The organism is Corallococcus macrosporus (assembly GCF_017302985.1).
In the GTDB taxonomy this organism is placed as follows: domain Bacteria; phylum Myxococcota; class Myxococcia; order Myxococcales; family Myxococcaceae; genus Corallococcus; species Corallococcus macrosporus_A.
This window is the reverse complement of the sequence record NZ_JAFIMU010000004.1, coordinates 608,951-630,000: the sequence shown is the minus strand read 5'-3', so window position 1 is coordinate 630,000 and position 21,050 is coordinate 608,951. Positions and strand designations below refer to the sequence as shown.

Genomic DNA, 21,050 nt, shown 5'->3' with positions numbered 1-21,050 from the left:
GGCCTTCATCGAGACCACGCGCGCGGAGATTTCCGCGTGCTGGCTCTTAGAGCCTGTCGTGTTCACCTCGCGGTGCATCTCCTGCACGAGGAAATCCATGCGCCGGCCCACCGGCTCGGGGCTCGCCATCAGGAGCCGGAACTGCTCGAGGTGCGTCGCGAGCCGGGTCACCTCTTCCGCGATGTCCGTGCGCTCGGCGAACAGGGCCACTTCCTGCGCCAGCCTCTGCGGATCTACCGCGACGCCACGCGCGAGCTCCGCCACACGCTCGGTGAGCCGCTGCTGGTAGTCGCTGACCGCTCGCGGTGCGAGCCGGGCGACCTCCTGGCTCCAGCCCTCGATGAGCTTCATCCGGGCGTCCAGGTCCGCGTGGATGGACTCGCCCTCGGTGTTCCGCATCGTCTCCAGGGCCCCGAGTGCCTGCTGGAGCGCGGTCTGCGTGGCCTGGGTGGCGGACTCCACGTCCACGCCCTTCTCCTCCAGGCGGATGACGCCCGGCTGATTGGCCACCTGCGACCAGGCGACTTCCACCGCCTGGCCCATGGCCTCGGCGACCTCGCGGAAGGCACGCGCGTACTCGCGGGCCAGGCCGACATCCACCGTGGGGACGTTGCCCGAGACGGTCGCGGCCTGCCGGCGCACGAGGATCTCCACCGAGCCTCGCGCGAGGCGGTCCTTCACCTGCTTCACGAGCGCGGGCTCGAGCGCGGACAGCTCGCGCGGCAGCCGGACCTTCACTTCACAGAACTTGTGGTTGAGCGAGCGTGCTTCCACGGAGACCTCTTCGTCCCCCACGCGGGCGCGGCCCGAACCAAATCCGGTCATGCTTTTGAGCATCGGGCCGGGTGCTAGGGGCTTTCCGCCCCAAGGTCAAGCCAGCGTCTTGTGTCCATTCCAATTCTGGTAGGGTCCGCCGCGATGGCGTGGCACAAGCGGCTTGAAACGTGGGCGAAGCTGGCACTGACGCTCCTGGCGTCCCTCCTGTTCTGGCGCCCCGGACGTCGTCGCGCTCCCGGAACGCCCCTTCCCCACCCGCGAAAGGTCCTGCTCGTCCGGCCCGACAACCGCGTGGGCGAGGCCCTTCTCACCACGCCCCTGCTGCGGACCCTCAAGGTGCATGTCCACCCGCCTCCGGAGGTGCACATGCTGGTGCACGCCAAGGTGGCTCGCGTCCTCCAGGGACACCCGGATGCGGATGCGGTGCTGGCGTTCGACCGGCGCATGCTGTGGCTGGGGCCCCTGGCGCCCGGCATCCGCGCACTCCGTCGCGCGGGCTACGACACCGTGGTGGATTGCGCCAACTGGAGCGCTCCATCCGTGACGAGCGCGCTCATCTCCCGGATGGCGGGGCCGAAGGCGGTGGTCATCGGTCCGGGCATCTGGCCGGTGACCCTGCTGCAGTCGGTGTCCGTGCCTGCCCGTTCCGATACGCGGCACGAGGCCGTTCAGCGGACGCACCTGCTGACGCCCCTGACCCAGGGGCTTGTCGCCCAGGGGCTTTCGTTCCGGGAGCCGGTGCTGAGCGAGACGTTCCGCGGCTACCTGACGGGGTTCTCCGGGCAGGGTTCCCGCCGCGCGGTCATCAATCCGGGAGGCCGGCTGGGCGAGCGCCGCATCCCGGCCGAGGCCTTCGCGGCCGCGGCCCGGGAGCTGATCTCGCTGGGCTATTCGCCTGTCGTGACCTGGGGTCCAGGAGAGGAGGCCCTGGCTCGGGCCGTGATCTCCGGCGCCCCAGGGGCGGAGATGGCTCCCCCGACGAGCATCGATGAGCTCGCGGCCCTCATGCGGAGCGCGGGCCTCACCATCTGCAACAACACCGGGCCCATGCACCTGTCGGTCGCCGTGGGCGCGCCCACGCTGGCGTTCTTCCTGCGCATCGACATGGAGCGCTGGGGCCATGCGGTGGCGCCCCATCGGATGGTGGACCTGACGCCCATCGTGGATGGGGCTTCCGGGGTGGGGCTGGAGCAGCGCGTGGCCGAGGAGGTCCGGTCGTTCGTCTCGGAGCGGGCTTCGCTCACGGGGTGAGCGGTCGCTCCTGTTCGGGCACCATGCGTGGGACGCCGTCTTCCACGGGCCAGGCTCGCAGGCACCTGGGGCAACGGACTTCGGGCGGGGAGCCTTCGTGCTCCTCCACCGGGCCCTTGCAGTGGGGACAGCCCAGGATGGACCGCAGCACCGGGTCCAGGACCATGGGCTACTTCGCGCCTTCGCGCCCGAGCCTGCGCGCCAGCTCCGTGGTGCTGTGGTCCTTCGGGTCGCCCGCAACCGCGGTCCTGCCTCCGTAGGCGCGGACCTCGTCGCCTTCCGGGATGGTGTCCGGCGTGTAGTCCGTCCCCTTCACGTGCACGTCGGGCTTCAGGGCCCGGATGATGCTCCGCACGTTCGGTTCGTCGAAGACGACGACGCGGTCCGTGCAGGCCAGCGCCGCGACCAGCTCCGCGCGCTCGGCTTCCGGGATGTGCGGACGGCCGGGTCCCTTGTAGGCCCGGGTGGAGGCGTCCGAGTTCACCGCCACCACCAGCACGTCCGCCAGCGCCTTCGCGCCCTCCAGGTAGCGGACGTGTCCCACGTGCAGCAGGTCGAAGACCCCGTTGGCCAGGGCCACCGTGCGGCCCTGCTCGCGCCAGCGTTCCCGCTCCTCCGCGATGGCGGCGAGGGGACGAAGCTTGTCCAGGGTGTTCATCATGGGCTCCGCAGCTCTTCGAGCAGTTCTTCGCGGGAGACCGTCGCCGTGCCCGGCTTCTGCACCACCAGGGAGCCCGCCACGTTCGCCAGCCTCGCGGCTTCTCCGAAGGACGCTCCGGCCGCGAGTGACAGCGCGAAGCTCGCGATGACCGTGTCGCCCGCTCCCGTCACGTCCACCGCCGACTGCGCGCCGTGCACGGGGATCAGGTCCACGCCGCCCTTCGCGTCGAAGAGGGCCATGCCGTGCCGGCCTCGCGTCACCAGCAGCGCCTGGCAGCCCAGCTTGCGGACCGCTTCGTGGCCGGCCGCCAGGAGGTCTTCCTTCGTGCGCACCGGACGGCCCGTGAGCGCTTCCAGCTCCGGCTCGTTGGGCTTGCACACCGTCAGGCCCGCGAAGGCCGAGAGCGCGTAGCGGCTGTCCACGCAGACCGGCAGGTCGTCCGCGGCGAGCTTTCGCAGGACCTCGCGGACCTCGTCGCTGACGACGCCCGCGCCGTAGTCGGAAACCACGACCGCGTTCGCGTCCTTCGCCGCCGCCTCCACCTGTCTGGCGATGGCCTTGCGCATGCGGGGCGGGAGGGGGCCTCGCTGGCCTCGGTCCACCCGGAGCATCTGCTGCCTCGTGGTGCTGATGCCTCCCGCGAGGATGCGCGTCTTCGTCTCCGTTTCGATGCTCCGGCTGCTGACCGCGTGCAGCCGGATGTCCGCTGCATCGAAGAGCTTGCGCAGCGAGTTGCCCATCGCGTCCACGCCCAGCGCGCCCACCGCCGTCACCTGCCCCGACAGCGCGCGGATGTTGGCCGCCACGTTGGCTCCGCCGCCGAGCTTCACCTCCGACGACTCGTACCGGACGATGAGCACCGGGGCCTCGCGGCTCACCCGGTCCGTCTGTCCGTAGAGGTAGTGGTCAGCGACCAGGTCTCCCACCAGCAACACCCGACGGCGCGCGAAGGCGAGTGGCAGGCGCGAGGACGGTGCTGACGGACGTGAAGACGGGGCCGCGGGCATGGGCGCGCTTTGTCCCACAGCGTTCCGGACCTCACAAGTCGCGCGTCTTTCCCGATAGCCCGAGCGCCCGCTTCAGATGCGCTTCGCCCTCCAGGACCTCCACTCCCAGGCGCACCACCCAGGCCTCGAAGCCGGGCGGCAGCCGCACGGCGTCCTTCTCCGTCGTCACGATGAGCGCGCCCTGCTCGCGGGCCCGGGCTTCGACCTGGCGCAGTTCATCCGCGGAGAAGCGATGGTGATCCGGGAAGAGGGCCGCGTCCCGGACCTCCGCGCCGAGCGTGGTGACGGTCTTCAGGAAGCCTCCGGGCCGGGCCAGTCCCGCCAGGGCCAGGACCGGCCTTCCTTCGAGCGCGGTCGTTGCGTGCTCGGTGCCCGAGGGATCCCACCAGCCCGTGGGGCCGTAGCGTGTCCGGACCCTGGGCGTGGACAGTCCTTCGAGCCAGGGATTGGGGGCTGCGTCCCCTGGGGCCGCTCTCAGCCAGAGGAGCGTGGCCCGGCGCAGGGCCGATGGGGGCTCTCGGAGTGGGCCTCTTGGGAGCAGCTGGCCGTTGCCCAGGCCCACGGCTTCGTCCACGACCACCAGGTCCTCGTCACGGTGCAGGCGGCGGTGCTGGAAGCCGTCGTCCAGCAGGACCGTGTCCAGGCCGAAGTCGTCCCGGGCCCGGAGCGCCGCCGCGACGCGGTCCGCTCCCACGAAGAGCCTGGCGCCTGGACACCTTCGGGCGAGCAGCAGGGGTTCGTCTCCGGCTTCCGTCACGGCGGGCAGGGGCTCTGTGCCCTTGAAGGTCAAGGGCTGCTGGGATTCGCGCCCGTAACCTCTCGTGAGGATTCCGACCTTGCGCCCTTCGCGGATCAACAGCTCCGCGAGATGGAGGACCGCTGGCGTCTTGCCCGTGCCTCCGACGTTGAGGTTTCCGATGGAGATGACCCGCAGGCCTTCGACGTGTTCGGCTCGCAGCAAGCCCGAGTCGTAGAGGGCTCCTCGGAGACGGACCGCTCCGCTGTAGGTCCAGGACAGCAGCGCGAGCGGCGACAGGAGGGCACGGCGCGTCCAGGGCTCCGGTGCTGGCGGATAGAAGATCCGCTCCAGGGCCGTGGGCGAGCCGGTCATCGCCGGGGCTCCGTGGCCTGCTGGTAGAGGGCCAGGATGTCCCTGGCGATGTGCTCGTTCGTCGGGTGCCGGGTGCCGGCCGTTGAGCCGGACAGGGCGGCGGTGACGACGGCTTCCACCGTGGGCGCTTCCACCCGCGCGTCCGCCAGCTCCGGGAGCGCGCCTTCGTTCACCGCGACCACTCGGACGCCGCAGGCCCTGGCCTGGGCCGCGGCCCTCGCGCTCCAGTCGTTTCCCAGGCCGAGAATCCAGACCTCATCCAGCGCCTGGAGCCACTTCGCGAAGTCCGCGCCCTGCTGGTAGCCCGCGAACGTCACCTGCTCCGTGAGGTTCCGCTCCTTCACCTGCGTCCGCGTTGCTTCGAGCAGGGCTCCATCGCCTACCAGCACGAGACGGGCCTCGGGGCGTTGCTGGTGGAACGCGGCGAAGGCTTCGACTCCCAGCGCGTGACGGCGGCTCTGCTGGAACGTGGAGATCATCCCCACGAGGTGCGTGTCATCAAGGCCCAGGGTCTGGCGCAGGGCCTTGCGGTCCTCTGGTGGCCTGAACATCGGGTCCACCAGCGCGGGCAGGACCTGGACAGGGCGATGCCTGCCTTCGAGCTTCGACACCAGGTGGCCCGCGGGCACCGTGTAGGCGGCGGCCTCGGGCAACGAGGAGCGCAGCGAGCGGGGTGCGTGGATGGAGCGGATCCGCACCGCTCCCTTCGGCGTTCCCCAGCGGGCCACGAGATGATCATGGGTGAAGTGTGCGTGGACCACGTCCACCTGCCTGCGACGGAGGGCTCGCAGGTCACTCCAGATTTCCCACGGTGGGGACTTCACGGACAACGTCAGGCCTCCCTCGTCCAGGAGGCCCAGTTGCTGGAAGCGTGGGACGGCGGGCTCCTCGGCGGCGATGTCCCGGCGCTTGCGGTCCACGGCCACCGTGACCTCGTGGCCCAGGGCTCGCTGTGCCTGGGCGAGCAGCGCGACGTTCTCCGCCGGACCGCTCCAGAAGGGGCTCGCAAGCAGGTGCAGGATGCGCATCAGCGCTTCACCAGCGAATGGTAGAGATCACTGAGCGCCCGGGCTTCGTGCTCGACGCCGCAGCGGCGGCGCGCTTCTTCCTCGGCGTTGCGGCCGACCTGACGGGCGCGCTCCGGTTCGCGCGTCAGTTCGTCCAGCAGGTCTCGCAGGCCCTTCACGTCTCCTGGCTCGAAGAAGAAGCCCGTGCGGCCGTGCTCGATGAGGGTGTCCAGGTACGGCAGCTTCGAGGCCACCACGCAGCAGCCGGACGCCATGGCCTCCACGTGCACCAGCGAGTAGCCCTCCGCGTAGGAGGGATGCACCAGGATGCTCAGGCCCTGGTACCAGGGCTCGATGGTGGACTGCTCTCCGGCGAGCAGCACCCGGTCCTCGATGCCTTCACGCAGCCCGTTCACCCACGCGAGGTCCGGCCCCTTCGCGAGGCCCACCAGCACGGCCTGCCAGTCCGGCCGTTGTGGCAACAGGGGCCTCAGCGCTTCGATGAAGTCGCCCTGCCCCTTTTCCTTGCGGATGCGCCCGATGACGCCGATGCCGTAGCGGCCTCCCTGCTTCAGGCGGGCCCAGGCCGCGTCGCGGTCTTCCGGTGGACGGAAGCGCGTGAGGTCGATGCCGTGCGAGATCACCGTGGACGGGAGCGCGATGACATCGGAGATCTGCCGCGTCAGGGACACCAATGCGTCCGCGCCCCTGGCGAGCCAGCGGGTGAAGCGCGTGGGGGCCACCGACGTGTGCCTCGTGAAGACGAGCTGGACCTTCCCTCCCAGGGCCTTCAGGAGCATGCCCGCCAGCAGTTCGTTGTTCCGGTGCGCGTGCCAGACGATGGGCTCACGGTGGGAACGGCGGATCAGCTCGCCCCAGGTGATGCGTGGCAGGGCCTCCGTCAGGCCTGAGCCGATGACTCGCGTCTCGTCGCCTTGGGCCAGCGCGGGCACCACGGACTCCACGTGCCGGGTCACTCCCGTGTAGCGCTTGTGGAAGTGCGGATGGACGATGAGCGTCATCGAGGGGCCCTCCTTAGCGCGGCCATCGCCTCCGCGTTGCGTGCGCTGGCTCCGGAGATGCGTCGCACCGTGGCTTCCGCCTGCGCTCCCAGGTGCCGCCGTTTGTCGGAATGCGCGAGGAGGTCCTCCAGCGCGGCGTACAGGGCTTCTCCGTCCGCCACCTCGATGCCTCCGTTGCCTTGCAGCACCGTGACGCTGTCGCGGAAGTTGTCCATGTGCGGGCCGAACAACACCGGCCTGCCCTGCCCCGCTGGCTCCAGGATGTTCTGGCCGCCCCGCTTCGTGAACGAACCTCCCACGAACACCACCGTCGCCAGACGGTAGGCCCTCGACAGTTCGCCCATCGAGTCCATCACCACCACCGGCGCTCGCTCCGGGTTGCCCTGGGAGCGCAGGCCCGCCGTCAGGTTCCGCTCCCTCGCGAGGGTCAGGATCCGCTCCGCGCGGTTCAGGTAGCGCGGCGCGATGACCAGGCTCAGCGTGGGCCAGCGCTCACGTAGACGCTGATACACCTGCAACAGGATTTCTTCCTCGCCCTCGTGCGTGCTTCCCGCGAGCCAGGCCGGATCCGTTGGGGACAGGCCGAGCGCGGTTCGCAGGGCCTCGTCCTCGGGGGCGGGCCCCGCGGCCAGGGCGTCGAACTTGGTGTTTCCAGTAGTGAGGACCCGCTCGGTGGGGGCTCCGAGGGCTCGGGCCCTTTCGGATTCCTCGTCCTGCCGCATGAGGAGCAGGTCCATGTCCTTCAGCGGGTTTCCAATGAGGCCGAAGAGCGTCCGGTACTTGCCCACGTTCGCTGGAGAGAAGCGCCCGTTGGTCATCACCACGCTGGCTCCGGATCGCTTCGCGGCGCGGATGAGGTTGGGCCAGACCTCCGTGTACTCGAGGACCAGGAGGTCGGGTTGGAGGGCGCGCACTGCCCTTCGCGTCGCGCCCCAGAGGTCGTAGGGCGCGTAGACGACCCCGTCGATCTGCTTCGCCAGGCGGTCCCTGGCCATCGCGTGGCCGCTGTCCGTCATCGTCGAGAGCACGATGCGGCAGCCGGGGAAGCGCTCGCGCAGCGGGCCGAACATGGGCGCGAGGGCCAGCAGGTCTCCGGCGCTGGCTCCGTGCAACCACAGCAGCGGGCCCTCTCCCTTCGGGAGGTCTCCCGGCCCGTAGAAGCCCAGCCGCTGCTTCAGCCCGTGGCGCGTCTTCCGGTGCACGCAGAGCACCGGGAACAGCAGCGCGAAGAGGACGTAGGTGGCGACGACGTAGAGCAGGCGCATGGGCGACGTCCCGCGCTCTATCAGATGCCCGGCGGTCGCGGCACCACTCGCACCGGACTGGGGACCATCCAGGGCCGCCACTCGTGGCCGAAGAAACGTCCGGGCGCGTGGGCCCAGACCTCTACCTGGACCACTCCGGGACCGGTCAGCTCGATGTGCTGTCCGTCGGGTTGCAGGCGGCCGTCGCCCCACACCCGCACCTCCAGCGTCCCCGGGGTGTGTTCCGGGAGGCGGACCGTCAGCACCGTGCCCATGGGGGCCTCCCTCGTGTTCGCGTCGAAGCCTTCCAGGGCGAAGCCATCGGGGGCTCCCAGTGCACGGAAGACGCAGAGGGCCTGGCCGCTCGACAGGGCCTGCGTGACCTGGGTCGCGGCTTCGCGCGCATCCTGGGACAGGGGCCCCGGCAGCACGTCCGGCGGAAGCTCCATGTCGAGCGCGGCGAAGATGTCCTCGTATTCGGGCAGGCCGTGCGCGTCGCTTCCGCACAGGGCGATGCGCTTGCGCTCTCGCGCCAGTTTCAGGAAGCGCTCGGTGGGGGGCGGCTCCGGGACCGCGAGCAGCATCACGCCGTGCACCGGATTCACCATCGAGGCCCCCAGCGCGGGCAGGAGACGGCTCACCGGGCTTCGCAGCGCCTGCCGGAAGAAGGTGTCCGCCGAGTACAGCTCGAAGCCCGGGACCTGATGCGCCGTTGCTTCGTCCTTCCAGGGGTTCTTCGTCTGGACCGGATGCGCGAGGATCGCCGTGCCTCCTGCGACTTCGACCGCGGCCATGGCCTGATCCGGGGGACCCCAGGGCTTCACGCCTTCGATGGGGCGCTGCATCCCGAACGCGGCCAGATGGCCCGCGCTGGTGGAGATCTCCACTCCGGGGATGAGCAACACACCGTCCGCCCAGGTCGGCGCGGGCGGCTTGAAGTCGTTGTGGTCGGTGAGCACCACGAAGTCCAGGCCGGCTGCCTTCGCCGCCTGGGCGACCTTCGCGGGCGTCCCGTTCCCGTCCGAGCGCGTGGTGTGCACGTGGTACGCGCCGCGGATCCATGGCTTCGCGTTCGGCGCGGGCTCAATGACGGGGTAGTCCGCGAAGCCGGCCGCGAAGGCGAAGAAGCCCGCGACGCCCATGATCAGGAACAACACGCCGAACACGGCGCGGATCGCCAGGGAGAGGGGCCGCCGGGTCTTGGCGGCCTTGCTCATGCCGCGCCCCGCTCGATGGGGCCTGACGTCTGCAGGCGCCACATGGCGGCGTAGCGGCCGTCCTTCTGGAGCAGGTCCGCGTGGCTTCCGCTCTCCACGATGCGGCCTGCCTCCACCACGTGGATGACGTCCGCGCTCGTCACCGTCGACAGCCGGTGCGCGATGACCAGCGCCGTCCGGCCGGGGAGCACCTTCGCCAGCGCGGCCTGCACTTCACGCTCGTTCTCCGGATCCAGGCTGCTCGTGGCTTCGTCCAGCACCAGCACGGGGGCCTTCGACAGGACGGCCCTCGCGATGCACAGACGCTGACGCTGGCCTCCGCTCAGGATGACGCCTCGCTCGCCGATGCGCGTGTCGTAGCCCTGTGGTAGCCCCTGGATGAAGGCGTCCGCGTTCGCCACCTTCGCCGCGGCCTCCACTTCCTCGCGCGTCGCTTCCGGTCTGGCGTGCCGCAGGTTCTGCAGCACCGTGCCGTGGAAGAGCAGCGGCTCCTGCGTCACCAGCGCGAACTGGCTGCGGACGCTCGCCGCCGTGTACGTGTCCGCGTCCACTCCGTCCAGGAGGATGCGCCCCTGCTGCGGCCGCTCGAAGCGCAGCAGCAGCGACGTCACCGTGCTCTTGCCTCCGCCACTGCCGCCCACCAGCGCCGCCACCTGCCCCACCTTCAGGTCCAGGGTCAGCCCGTCCAGCGCTCGGCGCTCTCCGTAGAAGAAGCGCACGTCTTCCATGCGCAGCGAGTCACGCAGCGCGGGTGCAGGCACCGCGCTGGCGGCGTCCTCCACCGGGTGCTTGAGGTCGAGCAGCGCGAAGAGGCGCTCTCCCGCGGCCCCCGCCTGCACCGCGAACTGCGTCACGCGACCCAGGTCCTTCACCGGCTGATACACGAGGATGACCGCCGTGAGCAGCGACAGGAGTGCCTCCGGCTCCATCGCCCGCGTCGCCGCCGCGTATCCCAGCGCTCCCGCGAGCGCCGCCGCCGCGAGCACCTCCATCAACCCCGGCACGCCTCCGCGCGCCCAGGCCGCGCCCACCACTGCTTCCTCGTGCGCCTTCGCGTAGGACTCGAAGCGCGCCAGCTCCGCCTGCTGACCGTTGAAGGCCTGGATGGTGCGCAGCCCTCCCAGCCCTTCGTGCAGCTGGCCCGCGAGCTGCCCCAGGTGGGCCTGCCCTTCGCGCGTTCCCTTCAGCACCTTGCGCGTGAGCCTCGACGCGGGCAGCGCCGCCAGCGGAATCACGGCGAGCATCAAGCCGCCCAGCATCGGGCTCATCGCCAGCGCCACGCCCGCGAGCACCAGGACTTGAATGGTGTCTCTCAGGTACGAGCCCACCGTGTACATGGCGGCCATCTCCACCGCCATCACGTCCGAGGAGAAGCGGCTGAGCAGGTCTCCTGTCCGCTCCTTCGACAGCTGCGACGGTGACAGCGCGGTGAGCCGCAGGAACAGGTCGCGCCGCAGGTCCTTCACCACGCGCTGCGCGAACAGGCCTATGAAGTAGAACTGGCCCAGGTAGCCCACGCCCTTCACCGCGCCCACGCCCAGCACCAGCACCGGGAAGCCCCAGAGCGCCGCCTCGCGCGGCAGGTCCGCCAGCCACGGCACCCGGTGCGCGCTCGCGAAGCCCTCTTCGCCTCCCGACAACAGGAAGCGCAGCGCCGGGCCCAGGAGGTACGCGTACGCACCCGTGGCGAGTCCCAGCACCGCCATGCACACGAAGGCCAGGACGAGGATTCCCGCGTGCGGCTTCGCGTAGCGCAAGAGCCTCCAGAGCGCGTGATGCATGACTACTTCACCACCTTCTGCAACGCCGCCCTCGCGAGCACCGAATACGGGTTCAGCTCCAGCACCTTCATCAGCTTCTTTCGCGCGAGCGGCGCGTCGTCCAGGTCGATCTCGATGATGGCCGCGATGATCTGCGCCCGCTCCAGGTACGGATCCAACGTCAGCGCCTGCTTGAGCACCTTGCGCGCCGCGAGCGCCCGCTGCATCAGCGGCCCGGGCGAGCCCCGGTACTTCGCCCAGGCGAGGTACGAGTAGTACTCGGGCTCGCTGCCGTTGAGGGCCACCGCTTCCTCGAAGCCCTGGATGGCCGCCTTGTAGTCGCCCCGCTTCATCGCGGACTCGCCCCGGCGCAGCGCGAGCTCCGCGTCCACGTTGATGGCGGTCGCCCGGCCCACGACCTCCTGCCGGCTGAAGAAGTACTGGAGGTAGGCGCGGCGCTTCTCGTCCACGCTCAGCACGCGGTACGCCGCGGACAGCTTCTCCTGCACCTGCTCCAAGAGGTCGCGCAGGTCGGAGATGTCGAACTCCGCGTAGGTGTCCGGGTGAAAGCGCATCGCCGTCTCGTGGTACGCGCGCTCCACCGCTTCTTTATCCGCCGCGAGGTCCAGCCCCAGCCCGCCGAAGTAGCTGCGCGTGATGATGCGCACCGCCTCCTCACGCACTGACGCCGCCGTCTCCGGAGGCAGGCTCTTGCGCTTGCGCGGCGCGATGACGTCCGGCGCCGCCGCCGCGCTCAGCACGTCCGTCCCCGTGGCCACCGGCGTCGCGGAGAACGTCACCCCGCCCGTCAGCTTGAGGAACCACAGCAGCGTGTACGCCGCGCGCAGCTCCGCGCGCCCGTGCGCCAGCAGGTCCTTGAGCACGATGCGGCCATTCACCTGCATGGCCAGCTTGATGTCCTCCGTGTCCAGCGCCATCGCCTGGAGGTCGCGCCCGAAGTCCGCCGAGCGCACCGGGTACTCGTTCAGGTGCGCCTTGAGTCCCGCAGCCACCACCCGCAGGGGCATGCGCTTGCGCGCGGCCTCCAGCAGCGGCGCCAGGGCGGGCTGCTCCACGGAGGCCACTTCGGAGGAGAACTCGTCGCCCGCGTAGAACGCGTAGCGGCCCTCGCGCATGGCCAGCACGCGCCCGAGCCGGTCCCTCGTGAAGTCGCGCAGGAGCGACAGGAGGTCCTCACCCACCGCCTCCACGCCCACGTCCGCCAGCGCCGCGCCTATGCGCAGCCCGGAGGCGAGCGCCTCCACCACCGGCTGCTCCTGCGCCTCCGTAAGGACCTTCCGCTCGCGCAGGAAGCGCGGCAGCGCGTCCTCCTTCGCGGAGGAGTCGAAGTTCACCGGCCCGCCGCGCAGGAAGTACACGCGGCGCGACAGGCCCTTGAGGGCCACCACCAGCACGCCGTCGCGGCGCAGCCGGTAGAGCGAGTGCAAGAGCGCCGGCAGCGGGAAGGCCTTCAGCTCCCCCGCCGCCACCGCGGGCCGCGACAGCGTGGCGGCCAGGCCCGTGGGCGTGACGGCCTGCGCGGCCTTCACCAGCGCCTCCAGGCGGGGCACCAGCTCCCCGGGCTTGAGCGGATCCGGGATGTACGCGTTGACCTTCAGGTCCAGCACCGAGCCCACGCCCTTCGCGCGGCCCAGGTGCCCCTTGTCGATGGCCACGATGGGCACGCGCCCGCCCTGGCTGTGCCCCCGGATGAGGTGCACGACGTGCTGCCCCTCCACGCGCGGCAGGTCCACGCCCAGCACCACCACGTCCGGGTTGTCCGCCGAGAAGTGCTCCAACGCCATCACGGCGTCATTCACCGCCCGAACGGTGTACCCGGCCTGCGAGAGCAGGCCCGTCAGGTGCTCGAGGGTCGGGGGGTGGCTCTCGGCGAGCAGAAGCGTCTTCAAGGGGGCCGCAGTCTACAGCCTCCCTCCCCCCGCGCATCAGCTATACGATGCGGGTCCTGCCCCTCATGACACCTTCTCCCCGCATCCTCGTCGTGGCCGGCGAGGCCTCCGGTGACACCCACGCCGCGGAGCTCGTCGCCGCCCTCCAGGCCCTCCGGCCCGACCTCACCTTCTTCGGCATGGGAGGCGCCCGGCTGGCCGCCCGGGGGGTGGAGCTCATCCACGACGCCCGCGAGGTGTCCGTCATGGGCATCACGGAGGTGCTGCCCCGCATCCCCCGCATCCTGCGGATCATGAAGGACCTGGCCCAGGCCGCCGAGGAGCGCCGCCCCGACTGCGCCATCCTGGTGGACATCCCGGACTTCAACCTGCGGCTGGCCAAGAAGCTCAAGGCCCTGGGCATCCCGGTGGCCTACTACGTGTCCCCGATGATCTGGGCCTGGCGCCGGGGCCGCGTGCGCACCATCCAGCGGCTGGTGGACCGCATGCTCTGCATCCTGCCCTTCGAGGAGGACTTCTACCGCGAGGCCGGGGTGCCCGCACGCTACGTGGGCAGCCCCGTGCTGGAGCAGATGCCCAAGTCCGCGAGCGCCCGCGAGTTCCGCCAGCGCCTGGGCCTGGCGCAGGACGCTCCCACGCTCGCGCTGCTGCCCGGCAGCCGGATGAGTGAGATCCGCCGCATCCTGCCCACGCTCGTGGGGGCCGCGAAGCAGCTCTCCTCCGAGCGGCCGGGACTCCAGGTGGTGGTGCCGGTGGCGCCCACCATCGCGAAGGAGGAGATCACCTCCCGCTTCGAGGGCAGCGGCGTGACGCCGGTGCTGGTGGACGGACGCGCGCCGGAGGTCGTGGGCGCGAGCGACGCCGCGGTGGTGGCCTCCGGCACGGCGGTGCTGGAGGCGGGGCTGATGGAGCGGCCGCTGGTCGTCGTCTACCGCGTGTCGCTGGTGACGTACCTGGTGGGGCGGCTGATGTTGAAGGTGGCCTTCGTGTCGCTCATCAACCTGCTGGCCGGCCGGCGCGTGGTGCCGGAGCTGCTCCAGGGGGACATGACGCCGGAGAACATCGCGACCGAGGTGCGGCGCGTGTGGCTGCCGGGCGAGCCGCGCGACGCCATGGTGCAGGGGCTGGCCGAGGTGCGCGGCCGCCTGGGCGAGGTGGGGGCCGCCCACCGCGCGGCCGAGACGGTGCTGGAGCTGCTGCCCCCGCGCGCTGTCACCTGAGAGGGCAGAACCGACCGGGTTGGCGCCGGTTCTGCTGTTCCGGCGCCGGGTTTGGGGTATGTCCGCCGGGTCATGAACCGTGCGCTGGTCTGCATCCCCACCTACAACGAACGGGACAACATCGGCCCCATCACCCAGGCGGTGCTGGCGGCGGACCCCCGTGTGGACATCCTCGTCGTCGACGACAACTCGCCCGACGGGACGGGGCAGCTCGCGGACGAGCTGGCCGCGAAGGACCCGCGCGTGCGGGTGCTCCACCGCGAGAAGAAGGAGGGCCTGGGCCGCGCGTACCTGGCCGCCTTCCGCTGGGCGCTGGCCGAGGGCTACACGTACATCCTGGAGATGGACGCGGACTTCAGCCACGACCCGCGCTACCTGCCCACGTTCCTGGACGCGGCGGAGGGCGGCGCGGACCTGGTGCTGGGCTCGCGCTACGTGGCGGGCGGCGGCACGGTGAACTGGGGCGTGGGCCGGAAGATCATCAGCCGGGGCGGTTCGCTCTACGCGCGCAGCATCCTGGGCGTGGACGTGCGCGACCTCACCGGCGGCTTCAAGTGCTTCAACCGCCGCGTGCTGGAGAGCATCCACCTGGATGAGGTGCGCAGCACCGGGTACGCGTTCCAGATTGAATTGACCTACCGCACCCTGCGCAAGGGCTTCACCGTGCGCGAGGTCCCCATCGTGTTCGAGGACCGGCGCGTGGGGCACTCGAAGATGAACAAGAAGATCTTCGTCGAGGCGCTGGGCATGGTCTGGAAGCTGCGCTTCACGGTCTAGGCCGCCATGACGATGTCCGCGATGGTGTCCACCTTCCTCGTGTCGCTGTCCGCCATCTTCTTCGTGGTGGACCCGATTGGCGTCGTGCCGCTGTTCCTGGCGATGACGGCGGGGGACACCAAGCAGCAAATCCGAAGCACCGCCCTGCGCGCGTGTCTGGTGGCGTGCGGGATGATGCTGTTCTTCGCCGTCTTCGGCCGCGTCATCTTCCAGGTGTTCGCGGTGTCGCTGGGCGCCTTCCGCGTGGCGGGCGGCATCCTGCTCCTCATCACGTCCCTGGACATGCTGCGCGCCCGCCCATCCTCCACGCGCACCAGCCCCACGGAAGAGGAAGAGGGCGTGGTGAAGGAGGACGTGGCCATCGTGCCGCTGGCCATTCCGCTGCTCGCGGGGCCGGGCGCCATCGCCACGGCCATGGTGCTGATGGCGCGCTCCGGAACGTCCTTCGTCTCCGCGCTGCCGGTGGTCGCGGCGGTGGTGCTCACCTTCACGTCGACCTACTTCATCCTCAACGCGTCCAGCCTGGTGCAGCGGGTGCTGCGTCAGTCCGGCGTCGCCATCCTGGAGCGCGTGTCCGGCCTCATCCTGGCCGCCATCGCGGTGCAGTTCATCGCGGACGGGGCGAAGGACCTGCTCAAATAGTGTCCGCGCCCGCCACCCAGACGGTGCCGTCCTTGCGCACGGTGCCCTGGGGACGGCTCTCCATGGTGAGGTGCTCCGGGCTGGAGCGCTGCGCGTCGTACGCGTAGCCGCCCTGGACCTCCTGCAGGTACACCACCACGGCGTCCACCACGTTCTCCTGCACGACCTTGAACGTGGCGTCCGCGCACTTCGTGTCGCCGGTGAAGAAGCGCTCCAGCGTGGCCTCCTCCGGACGGCGCACGTAGACAACCACGGGGGCCCTCTCCTCCTTGCCCTCCGCGACGAACTTCTGGATGGCCTGCGCGGGCGCGGGCTGGCGCATCAGCGCCTGGAGGAGCGTGCACTTCTCATCCTCCGCCTCCACGCGCTGCGCATACGGCACGGTGCGCACGCAGCCCACCGTCCCCAGCAAGCCCAGGCCCGCCACGGCGAGCGCCCAACGGATGCGAGGAAGTTCCACCATGTGACACCTCAAGGCTTGCGCCAGCGAGGGGCGAAGGGCGCGTTCGTCAGGGACGGGTCCTCCACCGCGATGATGTATTCGGCGCGGCGGTTGCCCGCCTCCGCCGTCTCGTCCGGCGTGGGCACCGCCGGGGACTGCTCACCAAAGCCCTCGTAGAACACTGGTACCTTCAGGCCGCGCTGGCGGAAGTAGGAGGCAATGCTCCTCGCCCGCTTGAGCGACAGCTCACGGTTGTCGTCCGTGCTGCCCACCGTGTCGGTGTGCCCGAGCACGTACAGGCGCAGCGACGCCCAGCGCCCGTACTTATTCAGAGCCTCCGTGATGCTCTTGTAACTGGCGTCCAGCTTGCCCTTCTCCGCCGGGGGGACGTCCGAGCGGCCGGAGGCGAAGGTCACCTCTTCATGCGGGATGTCCACCTGCCAGGGGTAGAGGTCCACGCCGGTGTAGAAGTCCGAGGTGTCGTAGGCGCGCAGGCGGATGTGCATGACCTTGCCCTCCGCCGGCAGCCACTTCACCTCCAGGGGCGTGCCCGCGGGCGCGCCCTTGAAGTCCACGTCGCCCGCGAACGCCGTCTTGCCGGTGTCCATCGTCACGGTGACTTCCGTCTTCGCGGCCGGGCGGGACAGCGTGAAGCGCAGCTTGCGGCCGGGCACGTCCACGTCCTCGGGGCGCACCATCAGCTTCAGCGGGCCGTTCACCTCCGTGTCGAAGGACAACGGCATGGTGCCCGGCTCGGCGCCGTCCGGGAATTGAACGACGAGCTCGCCCTCGTAGTGGAACTTCCCTTCCGGCTGCTCCAGGGCGACACGGCGGGTGACGCCCGGCTTGCCGCCCCCCTTGAGCTCCACCGTCTTGCCGTCGCTGCGCTTGAGCTTCACCTCGAAGCCCGCGATGGGCTCCTCGATGTGGACGAGCAGCGCGGGCACGCCCTCGCCCAGCGCCGCCTTGCCCTCCAGCGACACCCGGATGGCCTCCGCGGACGCGGAGAGCGGCAGGCCCAACAGCACAACCAGAGGTAGGAGTCGAACGGACATGCGGCGTCGGCCTCGGCGTCGCGGGGGGAGGTGGGGAAGCAACTCCAGCCCGGGGGAACGGATTCCCGCGCGAGCCTACCGCACGCCCACCAGGGTGATGCCTCGCGCGGTGGCCCCCGCGAAGAGGGCAGGTGCGTCCAACAGCACCGTGCGCCCTACCTCCAGCGCCAGCACCCGGGCCCCCACCTCCGCCATGACCTCCAGCGTGCGCGGGCCCACGGCGGGCAAATCGAAGCGCAGGTCCTGCTCCGGCTTGCAGCGCTTCACCACCACCGCGCCGGGGCCGCCCAGCTTCGCCCCCCGGCGGATGGTCTCGTCGGTGCCCTCCACGGCCTCCAGCGCGAGCACGTGGCCGTCCCGCACCACCACCGTCTGGCCCACGTCCGCCTGCCCCAGGAGCACCGCCACCTCGCGGCCCAGGGCCACGTCCTTCTCCTGCGCGGGCTTCAGCGTGGGGCCGGCCAGGTGGCCTTCGGGGCACAGCACCTCGCCCAGGAAGTCCGTGGGCGCGATGATGGTGATGCCCTTCTCTTCGAAGTCCGCGGCCACCGCGCGCAGGAGCGCGTCGTCCCGGAAGCTGCGCAGGCGCGAGATGATGCGCACCGCGCCCAGGTCCGGCCGGGCCTCCGTGAGCGCGCGCACGCGGCCGATGCCGCCCGCCATGGCCGCCCGGGTGACGCCCGCCTGGAGGAACACCTTCTGGATGCGGGCCACCTGGCCCACGCGCACCCAGTCGAAGTGGGCGACCTCCCGCTCCAGCGCCGGGTCCGTCTCTCCCCGGTGCGCCGCCACCACCACCTCCAGGCCGCGCTCACGGGCGGCCCGGGCGAAGAGGAAGGGAAGCTGGCCGTTGCCGGCGATGAGGCCGATGCGCTCCACGCGCTTCAACTCCGTTTCTTCCGCGCGAAAGGGCCTAGCGCGTGACGCCGCGCTTGCTCGTCTCCACGAAGCGCACCAGGTGCTCCACTTCCGGGTGGCCGGAGAGCTCCCCGCGAAGCTGCGCGAGCGCCTCCTGCAGGCCCAGCTTGGAGCGGAAGAGGATGCGGTAGGCCTCCTTCACGCGGCCAATCTGCTCCTCGGTGAAGCCGCCGCGCTCCAGGCCCACGACGTTGAGGCCCACCAGCGTGGCCCGGTCTCCCTGCACGGTGCAGTACGGGGGCACGTCCATGGTGACCATGGAGCCGCCGGAGATGAACGCGTATCTCCCCAGCCGGGTGAACTGGTGCACCGCGACGAGGCCCGAGATCTTCACCGAGTCCTCCACCGTGACGTGGCCCGCGAGCGCGGCCCCGTTGGCGAGGAGGACTTCGTTGCCCACGACGCAGTCGTGCGCGATGTGGCTGTTGGCGAGCAGCAGGTTGCGGTGGCCCAGGCGCGTGGCGCCGCCGCCAGCCACCGTGCCCAGGTTCACCGTGACGAACTCGCGAATCTGGTTCTCGTCACCGATGACGAGCTCCGTGTCCTCGCCCGCGTACTTCAAGTCCTGGGGCGCCGCGCCCACCGAGCAGAACTGGAAGAGGTGGTTGCGCTCCCCCAGCGTGGTGCGGCCTTCAATGACGACGTGCGGCCCGATGCGGGTGCCCGCGCCGATGACGACCTGGGGCCCGATGACCGAGAACGGCCCCACCTCCACGGTGTCGTGGAGCCGGGCCCCCGGATGGACGACCGCGGTGGGATGAACCTGCGCCATGTCCTTCTCTCCTCAGCAGCGCGTGTGACGCGCCCTACGGCGCCGCGCTCTCGTCGCCCTTGGCGGCCTTGTTCTTGTCCACCACGGTGGCGAGGAACTCCCCTTCCGCCACCTTGGCGCCATCCACCGACGCCACGCCCTTCGTCTTCCAGATGGCGCCCTTGTGGCGGATGACTTCGATGTCCAGCTGGAGCCGGTCTCCCGGCACCACCGGCTTGCGGAAGCGCGCGTTGTCCACGCCCATGAGGTACGTCACCAGGCGCGACGGGTCCATGGCTTCCGTCTTATACGCAAGGATGGCCGTGGCCTGGGCGAGCGCCTCCAGGATGAGCACGCCCGGCATCACCGGGTGCCCCGGGAAGTGGCCGTTGAAGAAGGGCTCGTTGATGGTGACGCTCTTGTAGGCCGTGAGCTTCTGGCCCGGCACGATTTCCACCACCCGGTCCACCAGGAGGAACGGGTAGCGGTGCGGCAGCAGCGCCTGGATCTCGCCAATGTCCATCATCCGCCCTTCTCCTTCTCCAACAGCTCCACCCTCTTGCGAAGGGCGCGCACTTCCTTGAGCAGGTCCGCCAGCTGCCCCGACGCGGCGCTGGCGCGCAGCCAGTCCTTGTGGGGGATGGCGGGGCTGCCACTGACGACCTGTCCGTCCGGAACGTCGTGGGCGACGCCGGACTGCGCGCCCACCTTGGCCAGGTCACCCACGCGGATGTGGCCCACCACGCCCACCTGCCCCGCGAGCACCACGCCGGTGCCCACCTCCGCCGACCCCGAGACGCCCGCCTGCGCGCAGATGAGCGACAGCGGGCCCACGCGCACGTTGTGGGCGATCTGCACGAGGTTGTCGAGCTTCGTCCCCTGCCCCACCACCGTTTCACCCACCGTCGCGCGGTCGATGCAGGTGCAGGCGCCGACCTCCACGTCGTCTTCAATCCGGACGATGCCCACCTGGGGAATCTTGAAGTGCCGGGGGCCGTCCTCCCCCTCCGCGTCGAAGGCGAAGCCGAACCCGTCCGCGCCCACCACCGAGGAGGCGTGGAGGATGACGCGCGAGCCGACCACGCACCCCTCGCGCACCGTGGCGTGCGGGTAGAGCACGCAGTCGTCGCCGACGCGCGCGTCCTCGCCCACATAGGCCCCGGGGTGCAGCACCGTGCGGGCGCCGACGTGGGCGCCCCTCTCCACCACCGCCCCGGCCTTCACCGTGGCCTCCGGGTGCACCGTGGCCTCCGGGTGCACGTGGGCCGCCGGGTGGATGCCCGCGGGGGGCCGCCGGGCCGGGTGGAACAGGGTGAGGAGCTTCGCGTAGGCCAGGTGCGGGTTGGGCACACGCACCAGGGCCACACCGTCGCGAGCGGGGGCATCCATCCCCACCAGCACCGCCGAGGCGCGGGTGGCCTCGAACTGCTTGCGGTAGCGGGGGTTGCCGTAGAACGACACCTCCCCGGGCGCCGCCTCCTCCAGGCCGTTCAGGCCATGGACGAGGAGCCCGGGGTCGCCGAGGAGCTCACCCCGGACGTGGGTGGCGATGTCCCCCAGCCGGTGCGCGTTGGATGCCGAGGGCACGGGGGTGTCCGACGCCTACTTCTTGACCGGGGCGTCCTTGGCCACCGGCGCGGCGGGCTTCTTGCCGTTGTTGTAGCTGCGGACGACCTCGTTGGAGATGTCGTACTGGGACAGCGCGAAGACGATGCCGGAGTCGCGCTTGTCCAGCACCATGCCCAGGCCGTCCCGGTCCGCGATGGACGCGATGACCTGGTCGATGCGGTTGATGATGGGCTCCATCTCCTGGCGCTCCTTGTTGGCGGCCTCGGCGCGGCTGCGCTCGTACTTCTGCGCGAGCTCCATCACCTTCTTCTGGAGCTCGGTGGCCTTCTGGGTGCGCGTGGCCTCGCTCATGGCGCTGGCCTGCTTGTCCAGGGTCTCCTTCTCCTTGCGCAGCGCGTCCTGCTCCTTGTCGATCTCCTTCTGGCGGTCCTCCAGCCACTTCTGGAGACGGGCCTTGGCGGCCTTGCCGTCGTCCACCTCCAGCAGCACGCGCTGCAGGTCGACGTAGGCCACCTTGAGTTCGGCGGCCGAAGCGGCAACCGGGAGGGCGAGCGACAGGACAGCGGCGGCGGCCGCCAGGGTGCTTCGAAGCGACATGGGTTACGGCTCCTCGAAAAGGGTGCTGCAGGCTCCGACGTCCACCCGCCCGGCCTGTTCACTGCCGCCCGGGAGGGGCGGAGGCGAAAGGGCCGGGAGGGCCTTGGGGTCA

The 21,050-nt window shown here is 70.6% G+C and carries 21 protein-coding genes (1 of these 21 cut by a window edge); 4 read left to right on the top strand and 17 right to left on the bottom strand.

The window, feature by feature from the left end; genetic code table 11:
• Positions 1–837: the 5' portion of a YicC/YloC family endoribonuclease gene (locus tag JYK02_RS07760; RefSeq protein ID WP_207050260.1), read on the bottom strand. The gene continues 42 nt to the left of window position 1, outside the view; only the first 837 of its 879 coding nucleotides appear in the window; its start codon is at positions 835–837; its stop codon lies beyond the left edge, outside the window.
• Between the two features lie 81 nt (positions 838–918).
• On the opposite strand from JYK02_RS07760, the gene JYK02_RS07755 reads away from it, so the two are divergent.
• Entirely contained in the window at positions 919–2,028 is a 1,110-nt protein-coding gene (locus JYK02_RS07755) for a glycosyltransferase family 9 protein (RefSeq protein WP_207050259.1), read from the top strand.
• Between the two features lie 169 nt (positions 2,029–2,197).
• Here JYK02_RS07755 and JYK02_RS07750 read toward each other — a convergent pair whose 3' ends face one another.
• From JYK02_RS07750 to JYK02_RS07710, 9 genes are read right to left on the bottom strand one after another with little or no spacing between them, the layout of a single operon-like run.
• A complete protein-coding gene (locus tag JYK02_RS07750) occupies positions 2,198–2,686 on the bottom strand; it encodes an adenylyltransferase/cytidyltransferase family protein (RefSeq protein WP_121722479.1) in 489 nt (162 codons plus the stop codon).
• Entirely contained in the window at positions 2,686–3,696 is a 1,011-nt protein-coding gene (locus tag JYK02_RS07745; protein ID WP_207050258.1) for a bifunctional heptose 7-phosphate kinase/heptose 1-phosphate adenyltransferase, read from the bottom strand. Before JYK02_RS07745 ends, JYK02_RS07750 begins: the two co-directional genes overlap by 1 nt.
• Before the next feature lie 31 nt (positions 3,697–3,727).
• Positions 3,728–4,807, bottom strand: coding sequence for a tetraacyldisaccharide 4'-kinase (gene lpxK / locus JYK02_RS07740; protein WP_207050257.1), 1,080 nt, complete (start codon positions 4,805–4,807; stop codon positions 3,728–3,730).
• The gene (locus JYK02_RS07735; protein ID WP_207050256.1) at positions 4,804–5,835 is read right to left on the bottom strand and encodes a glycosyltransferase; all 1,032 of its coding nucleotides are present in this window, start codon (positions 5,833–5,835) and stop codon (positions 4,804–4,806) included. Before JYK02_RS07735 ends, lpxK begins: the two co-directional genes overlap by 4 nt.
• Positions 5,835–6,836 carry a glycosyltransferase family 4 protein gene (locus tag JYK02_RS07730; protein WP_207050255.1) on the bottom strand — a complete coding sequence of 334 codons (1,002 nt, stop codon included), beginning with the start codon at positions 6,834–6,836 and terminating at the stop codon, positions 5,835–5,837. Before JYK02_RS07730 ends, JYK02_RS07735 begins: the two co-directional genes overlap by 1 nt.
• On the bottom strand, positions 6,833–8,101 hold the full coding sequence (locus JYK02_RS07725) for a 3-deoxy-D-manno-octulosonic acid transferase (protein WP_207050254.1): 1,269 nt from the start codon (positions 8,099–8,101) through the stop codon (positions 6,833–6,835). The genes JYK02_RS07730 and JYK02_RS07725 overlap by 4 nt, the downstream gene beginning before the upstream one ends.
• 20 nt (positions 8,102–8,121) lie before the next feature.
• Positions 8,122–9,297, bottom strand: coding sequence for a PHP domain-containing protein (locus JYK02_RS07720; protein WP_207050253.1), 1,176 nt, complete (start codon positions 9,295–9,297; stop codon positions 8,122–8,124).
• On the bottom strand, positions 9,294–11,078 hold the full coding sequence (locus JYK02_RS07715) for an ABC transporter ATP-binding protein (RefSeq protein WP_207050252.1): 1,785 nt from the start codon (positions 11,076–11,078) through the stop codon (positions 9,294–9,296). Before JYK02_RS07715 ends, JYK02_RS07720 begins: the two co-directional genes overlap by 4 nt.
• A gap of 2 nt (positions 11,079–11,080) precedes the next feature.
• A complete protein-coding gene (locus tag JYK02_RS07710; RefSeq protein ID WP_207050251.1) occupies positions 11,081–12,967 on the bottom strand; it encodes a DUF4388 domain-containing protein in 1,887 nt (628 codons plus the stop codon).
• A 65-nt stretch (positions 12,968–13,032) separates the two neighbouring features.
• Here JYK02_RS07710 and lpxB point away from each other — a divergent pair, with 65 nt between their 5' ends.
• The 3 genes from lpxB (at position 13,033) to JYK02_RS07695 (ending at position 15,606) form a co-directional block, all read left to right on the top strand.
• Positions 13,033–14,187: a lipid-A-disaccharide synthase gene (lpxB, locus tag JYK02_RS07705; protein ID WP_207050250.1), complete on the top strand. Its 1,155-nt coding sequence runs from the start codon at positions 13,033–13,035 to the stop codon at positions 14,185–14,187.
• Between the two features lie 72 nt (positions 14,188–14,259).
• Positions 14,260–14,964, top strand: coding sequence for a polyprenol monophosphomannose synthase (locus JYK02_RS07700; RefSeq protein ID WP_207050249.1), 705 nt, complete (start codon positions 14,260–14,262; stop codon positions 14,962–14,964).
• Between the two features lie 6 nt (positions 14,965–14,970).
• A complete protein-coding gene (locus JYK02_RS07695) occupies positions 14,971–15,606 on the top strand; it encodes a MarC family protein (RefSeq protein WP_431603472.1) in 636 nt (211 codons plus the stop codon).
• Here JYK02_RS07695 and JYK02_RS07690 read toward each other — a convergent pair.
• From JYK02_RS07690 to JYK02_RS07660, 7 genes are all read right to left on the bottom strand, one after another.
• Positions 15,599–16,069: a hypothetical protein gene (locus JYK02_RS07690; protein ID WP_207050248.1), complete on the bottom strand. Its 471-nt coding sequence runs from the start codon at positions 16,067–16,069 to the stop codon at positions 15,599–15,601. The genes JYK02_RS07695 and JYK02_RS07690 overlap by 8 nt on opposite strands.
• A gap of 8 nt (positions 16,070–16,077) precedes the next feature.
• Entirely contained in the window at positions 16,078–17,076 is a 999-nt protein-coding gene (locus JYK02_RS07685) for an OmpA family protein (RefSeq protein ID WP_347402456.1), read from the bottom strand.
• A gap of 102 nt (positions 17,077–17,178) precedes the next feature.
• Positions 17,179–17,982, bottom strand: coding sequence for a UDP-2,3-diacylglucosamine diphosphatase LpxI domain-containing protein (locus tag JYK02_RS07680; protein ID WP_207050246.1), 804 nt, complete (start codon positions 17,980–17,982; stop codon positions 17,179–17,181).
• A 34-nt stretch (positions 17,983–18,016) separates the two neighbouring features.
• Entirely contained in the window at positions 18,017–18,793 is a 777-nt protein-coding gene (gene lpxA, locus JYK02_RS07675; protein ID WP_171436432.1) for an acyl-ACP--UDP-N-acetylglucosamine O-acyltransferase, read from the bottom strand.
• 34 nt (positions 18,794–18,827) lie between these two features.
• Complete coding sequence (gene fabZ / locus JYK02_RS07670) at positions 18,828–19,295, bottom strand: 3-hydroxyacyl-ACP dehydratase FabZ (RefSeq protein ID WP_242588561.1); 468 nt, start codon at positions 19,293–19,295, stop codon at positions 18,828–18,830.
• A complete protein-coding gene (lpxD, locus tag JYK02_RS07665; protein ID WP_207050244.1) occupies positions 19,295–20,359 on the bottom strand; it encodes a UDP-3-O-(3-hydroxymyristoyl)glucosamine N-acyltransferase in 1,065 nt (354 codons plus the stop codon). The genes fabZ and lpxD overlap by 1 nt, the downstream gene beginning before the upstream one ends.
• Before the next feature lie 15 nt (positions 20,360–20,374).
• Entirely contained in the window at positions 20,375–20,938 is a 564-nt protein-coding gene (locus tag JYK02_RS07660) for an OmpH family outer membrane protein (RefSeq protein ID WP_120526176.1), read from the bottom strand.
• Positions 20,939–21,050: the final 112 nt, after the last annotated feature.